This window comes from Anaerorudis cellulosivorans (assembly GCF_025943985.1).
Classification (GTDB): Bacteria; Bacteroidota; Bacteroidia; order Bacteroidales; family Dysgonomonadaceae; genus Anaerorudis; species Anaerorudis cellulosivorans.
This window is the reverse complement of record NZ_JAPCWE010000020.1, coordinates 47105-53104: the sequence shown is the minus strand read 5'-3', so window position 1 is coordinate 53104 and position 6000 is coordinate 47105. Positions and strand designations below refer to the sequence as shown.

4 protein-coding genes are annotated in these 6000 nt (G+C 40.1%); all 4 read right to left on the bottom strand.

The features are described from left to right. Nucleotides 1-123: 123 nt before the first annotated feature. Complete coding sequence (locus tag OLM34_RS10440; RefSeq protein WP_413777223.1) at nt 124-279, bottom strand: hypothetical protein; 156 nt, start codon at nt 277-279, stop codon at nt 124-126. 75 nt (nt 280-354) lie between these two features. Further along, a complete protein-coding gene (locus tag OLM34_RS10435) occupies nt 355-2379 on the bottom strand; it encodes a beta-L-arabinofuranosidase domain-containing protein (RefSeq protein WP_413777224.1) in 2025 nt (674 codons plus the stop codon). Nucleotides 2380-2466: 87 nt separating this feature from the next. Next, nucleotides 2467-2865 carry a glycoside hydrolase family protein gene (locus OLM34_RS10430; RefSeq protein ID WP_264407148.1) on the bottom strand — a complete coding sequence of 133 codons (399 nt, stop codon included), beginning with the start codon at nt 2863-2865 and terminating at the stop codon, nt 2467-2469. 47 nt (nt 2866-2912) lie between these two features. Beyond that, a complete protein-coding gene (locus tag OLM34_RS10425) occupies nt 2913-5507 on the bottom strand; it encodes a glutaminase family protein (protein WP_264407147.1) in 2595 nt (864 codons plus the stop codon). Between the last annotated feature and the right edge of the window lie 493 nt (nt 5508-6000).

Below are 6000 nucleotides of genomic sequence, written 5' to 3'. Positions count from 1 at the left end.
AAATATAGATTAATATGCAAGCAATTAGGATACTGATTTTAGTGCATTTTTGAAAAATTTAAACCGTCTCTTCCGGGTGTCACTGAATTGAAAATAAAAAGTCAGAGACTTTTCGGAGTGGACTCATCTTTTTAAATCTTCAGAAACATATACTTCAATGCCATCACTTGCATGTGTGCCATAAGCATAATATCTCCCTTCATAAAGTAAGATGAACGGATCTGCCAACGGAACATTATCTTTTGCAGAAACGGACGAAACTGCATTTCCTCTCTTCATATCATTGCTTTCAGAAAACAAAGTTATAGAAAGGAATAAAATAAAGAAAAATATAGCTTTAAATTCAGACATACTTTATTTATTATAAACCGGGAAAGCCGAAATTCTCAAACGAGCTGCCCCCATAGGTATCAACGTAATATCCTCTGTTGTTGTTTCGAACTTGCGATTCTCTTTGATCGGCAGCTCGCTGCACAACCCATATTGGTCTATTTTCCAAGTGACCAGTTTCTTCCCTTTTGCTTTTATTTCGATTGGAACCTGTTGAGACGTAAAAGGAAAATTATCGGCCGGCCATTCTTTTTTAACAACAACAAAATTATCTTCCAATGGCAGGTTATCGTCAATCACCAAGGCGTAATTCCACAGACTTGCCGGATAAATCTCGAAGGTAGGCCATTTAGCAGGATCAGCATTTTTCTGCCATTTGGAATCGCCGATTGCAGTTTCTGTACTGCTTACCATCTTATAATCCTCCACAATTTTTAAAGAGAAAGTCAATGGACCATAATCGATACTCCGGCTTTGCTGATTAACCTGCCAAACAGATTGCGACAATTTCATTGGAACATTCAACACAATTTCGTCATCTTTCTCCCATTCTCTCTCGATGCGGATATATTTTCCGTTTACTAAAGTGGCACTCAACAATTTTCCGTTCAGAAGGATTGTTGGTTTATTTGCCCACGAAGGAATTCTCAAATACAGGGGGAACCTCACTTTTTGAGACGCTCGAATGGTAAATTTTATTTGTTCCTCGAAAGGATAATTCGTTGTTTCCACAATTTCTATCGTTTTACCGTCGGCAACTTTCACCTTCGCCCGACATGCTCCATAAATAGCCGCAACAATGCCGTTATCGGGCGATGCCATAATCAGATGCTCAATAAAATAAGGCCAGCCTTGCCCGTGGTTGTGCTGGCAACACCGGCTGCTGAACGGATTCATAGCCAAAAAGGGACCGCTGTTCTGAATTCCGGGACTGTGATTCTTTGAGTCGCTGATCACATGGTTGGGAGCAGTAAGATAACGCAACGCTTTCAGGTCGGGCATCATTGCTGCAGGAAAAGAATTGAATGCCACCTTTTCGCAATGTTCAGCCCACAAAGGATCACCTGTCATTCGCAGCAACAATTCGTCGGAAGCCATTTGTTCCACAAAACCGCACGTTTCGGTAGCTTGACGCGGATCGATATATCCCATCCGAGCATTTTCGTCGGCTCCGAACATTCCTCCGGGAACCTGGCCAAAAGTGTTACGAATCAAACGAAAAACATTATAAGTGGCAATCAGGTCTGCCGAATCTTTCGACAGCATGTAATAACTCGCCGGTTCGCGAAAACATTGTGCAATATTCACATTGTGCCAGTTGGGTAAGGTTGAACGCTGACGCCAGTTTGCCGTATTGCGGTGAATCTTTTCGGCAAGTTCCAATAAAAACTTATCGCCTGTGATGTTATACAACCAATAAACACTTAATAAATTATCCCCTCCTCGACTGTTTTCCCAATAATCTTTCAAAAAAATGTCATCGGACAAAGCTAACTCCCACTTAAAATAATCGGTCATCAAATCAATTACGCGCTGATCGTTCGAATATTCGTAATACGATTGCAAACACCAAAGCATGATCATGTTTCCCCACAGATCCGGTTTTCCGTTTTTCTCAATATACGGACCGAAATAGCCATCTTCGCGTTGACTTTTGAAAACGGCTTCGATCCACGTTTTTGTTTCCTCAATCATTTTTTCGTCACCCAAAATATACGCCATATTACCATAACCTTTCAGCCAATAAGGCACTTCCTCCCAACCGTAATCAATTCCTGTCCCCAACCATGCATTATTTTCTTTATCAAGCCAAGCGCTTATTTCACCCAAATGACCATTCAGTCCATTTTTTTGGCGATAAAGCATTTCCAAAAGCCAACCCTGCGGTTTCACGTCGCCTACCGGTAATTTTATGCAATTCAGTGGAAGCAACGGCGCCTTGTTCTGCACATAATTTGTATTGACAGCTTGAACATCTGGTCTGTCCACTACACCTATTTTCATATCCTTTTGAGCATGCACATCGATGCAGAAAAATGTTCCGCACATCATGACAAATCGTAGGAAAATCCTGGTTATTTTTTTCATGTTATCTATTTTTTAAAAAGAAATCGTTAAAATTCTCAGTCCGATCACTTACAAGAGTATTATTTTTGTAATTTGCGTATATGTCACAAACAAATGATAGGTATCATTCACTTGAAGAATTTCAGGTGCCCAAAAAGTATTCTTTCCCCTTTCAAAATTCAAATTCAATTCTCCACGATATACCCACGTTTTACCATTATCATCAGATGAAGCAATGCCAATATTTGTCCCGTAACAATACGCCACTCCGGGTGTGATCTGATTCGCGCGTCGGGCTGTGTACACTAACCACCAATTATTTTCTACACTATTCCATCGCACAATAGGATCAGCTGGACCTTCATAAACAGGATCTCTAAATAAAGGTGCGTTAGGCTTTTGTGAGTACAAAGAACACAGAAAAGTAGTCCAAAACAAATATATGAAGAAAAATTTCAAATCTCTCATAAATTTCGTATAATCATTTTATGCAAATTCTGATTGCATTTCGAATATCATTGCTTCGGATTCGATTTAAATTTCTCTTCCAGCATCTTCATAAAGTAACCCCCCACGACAGAGCGAGCCTTGAATCCTACCCGTGTACCATCGATAGTATCGTGCCAATCGCTGAGAGGAACACGTGACGGTGTTTCATTGGCATACTTGTATACCGGATCAACCAAAGCATTAAAATCGCCCACATTCTCGGTAAGGGTTGCCGTCCACATAATCCAGTCGGATTTTGTATAGGTGGCACGATTATCCAACGGCAAACCATACGGATTCTGTTTGGTAAGATAATACGCAATCTCCTTACGTGCTATGTCGGGATCAAAGATATTGAACCCCAACAGCCTGTCCCAAACCAGATTATATTTCTGACTCCATGTTCCCGGACGATCAAACGTAAGCCGATAATGATCGCCATCATCTGCCATTTCTTCCCATTTAACGGCCATATCTCCGGCAATTTTCGAATATTTCTCCGCTACATCATCTTTTCCGAGCATCCGTGCCAATTTTCCGTATCCTGCAATCCCCATGATCGCTTTTATGGAAAGATTTGCATTGTGCGCCAAATGACCTGCAAAATCATCGGTACAAAGCTGATTGGCCGGATCCAAGCCTTCTTCTACCAGATAATCAACCCAAGTAGTCAACACTTCCCAATGTTGTGAAGCATACGCAGCATTTCCTTCCAATGTGGCAATGGCAGCAGCAAGAATAAGCATGTTACCCGATTCTTCGACCGGCATGTCACCTCCGTAGGTTTGCCCGTTGGCAAGAGGATACGTTCCCACATCATGAGCTGCGAAGGGTTTTGTCCATTTTCCACTCTCACTGTAATAAAAAATCGGATTCATCATTCCCTTGAGTAATTCGGGATTGTAAATCAAAAAAAGCGGCGAAGAAGGATAAGTAATATCTACGGTGCCGATAGAACCGTTGCTGTTGTTTTCCTTCGAAAAGAACAAAAGGGTGCCATCATCGTCTTTCACCAATTTATGAGCGGCAATAGCCTGCCGATAAGCCAAGGCGCAAAGTTCGGCATATTTCTTACCTCCGGCCTTGTTTGCGTCCTCCATCATTTCTTTGTTAAAACGACCACAACGTCTCATTATGGAACGATAATCCTCATCGGCTTCCTTGAAGACACGATAAATATCAACCTCTCCGTCCTTTTTCCAATATGCCAACAAATTATCGTGGAAATACTGAACGGAATAAAGATCATCGTAACCAAGCATGATATAGTCTTCCACAAAACGGGAAGAAACGTTTCCCAAATCGTTGCTGTATGCCAAAACAGTCATTTGCTTGGTCATATCGGAAGATAAAAAATCCGGTGCTGTTGCGGAAATCCTTCCTTGAGTCAAAAAATCTTTTTTCGTCTCCCAATAATCGCCAAAATTCATAACCGATGAAGATCCCGATCTTCCCGTCATATAAAAATATCCCCAGTCGATACGCAAATCGTCTCCTTTTTTCTGCAAAACGGGTTGTTCGATGGTGCCGGATTTCAAATGAATCAGTCCGTTTTTCTCGATTTTCTCGAAATCTACTTCCTGATCGTCTGTATTTACGGCCCACTGAGGCGTCGTTTCGAAATAGATCTGCACGTCGTGAGCATCGTTATCCAGCGAGCGTACACGATAAGTCACATAATTGATGGGGCGCGATATCAAATCCAAGTCGTCCAATAACAAAGGGGCGGTGAAAATCAATTCCAATTCCACAGGACCGCATTCAAAAGTATAAAACGTTTGGGTCGGCAATACACTTGCCGACTTTTGAACAGCTGCTGTAACGAACGACTCTTTTTGTGTCTCTTTTTCAAATAAACCAAAATCCACATAACCACCCCCTGTTCGATTATGACAATGGGCAGCAATTACATTTTTACCTTTTTTGAGTGTAGTTTTCACTTCATCGGGAAGTTCCAAAAGCACATTGTATTTCCATGAATATCCTGTATCGACAACTTTTTTACCATTAATATACAATGTGATATTATTCTCATCCTCGCATACATTTCCTGTATCGACAACTTTTTTACCATTAATATACAATTCAAAGATATCGTCATGCGAATAGTTGAGATAAACCGATTTGTCCTTCAAATCTTCCTCAAGATTAAAAATCCTCCTCACCCAGATATCCGAAGTTTCCCAAAGGGTCGACAAATTTGGCTCGTTTTTTGTCCCGAAGGCGGCTTGCCCCTTCTTCCAGGTTGTATCGTCAAATTCAAGTGCTGTCCAATTTTCCGATACGGGTTCATTAAAAGTATAAACAGCTTCCCATTTTTCTTGAGCAGAAGTAGGAATAAGAGGTATCAGCGGCAGATTTTCGGTACCCAAAAACCGATATGTTTTTCCGTCCACCCTGATGGCTCCTATAAATCCAAATTCTTTTCCTGTCCAATGTCTTACCGGATCATCATACAAATTATCGGTAAAAGACCATGCACTAAAATACGGATCTACTGTAACCAACGGATAAGCCGGTGCTCGAAGATCCGAAGTTAACCGGCTTTTTTCCTTACAAGACAAGAAAAATGGTAAACAAAGTAATACCACTAAAAATAAAATATTGTTTTTAAAATTCATACTGATAAAAATTAATTATACAGACAAAAAATATATTCAAATACAAAAACACATCCCAATACAATCTCTTTTTTATCTACACACCCATTATAAAAATTACCCAACATTCCCATTTCCTTAATTTTTGAGAATAACAAATTTAGTTATTTAAAACGCTTCAAACATCTATTGCTATCATACAAAGAAAATCGTAGCTTATATCATGTAAAGGAATATTTGCAGAGAAATTTTACACGTTTTGCAATTTTTATTTGTACGAACTTCGCCAACGATTTAAGGTGAATATGAAATGTTGGGTATTCTTTTCTCGGATTTTCCGATAAAATAGGAACAAATTTTTATCCTTTTTCGGAAAACGCGCGTTAACAATAACTAACCAATTTCCTCCGTCAGAAAACCCGATAGAGGTGAAAAACATTTTTATCCCATTTCTGAAAATCCGACGGACACATATATTGGTTTTTTAACCCAAAATCGCTTCGTTTTGGCGGAA

What these genes read in the sequence shown, in the direction of transcription:
- OLM34_RS10440 (WP_413777223.1), bottom strand. Translation starts at nt 279, where the DNA reads ATGAAGAGAGGAAATGCAGTTTCGTCCGTTTCTGCAAAAGATAATGTT.
- OLM34_RS10435 (WP_413777224.1), bottom strand. Translation starts at nt 2,379, where the DNA reads ATGTGCGGAACATTTTTCTGCATCGATGTGCATGCTCAAAAGGATATG.
- OLM34_RS10430 (WP_264407148.1), bottom strand. Translation starts at nt 2,865, where the DNA reads ATGAGAGATTTGAAATTTTTCTTCATATATTTGTTTTGGACTACTTTT.
- OLM34_RS10425 (WP_264407147.1), bottom strand. Translation starts at nt 5,507, where the DNA reads ATGAATTTTAAAAACAATATTTTATTTTTAGTGGTATTACTTTGTTTA.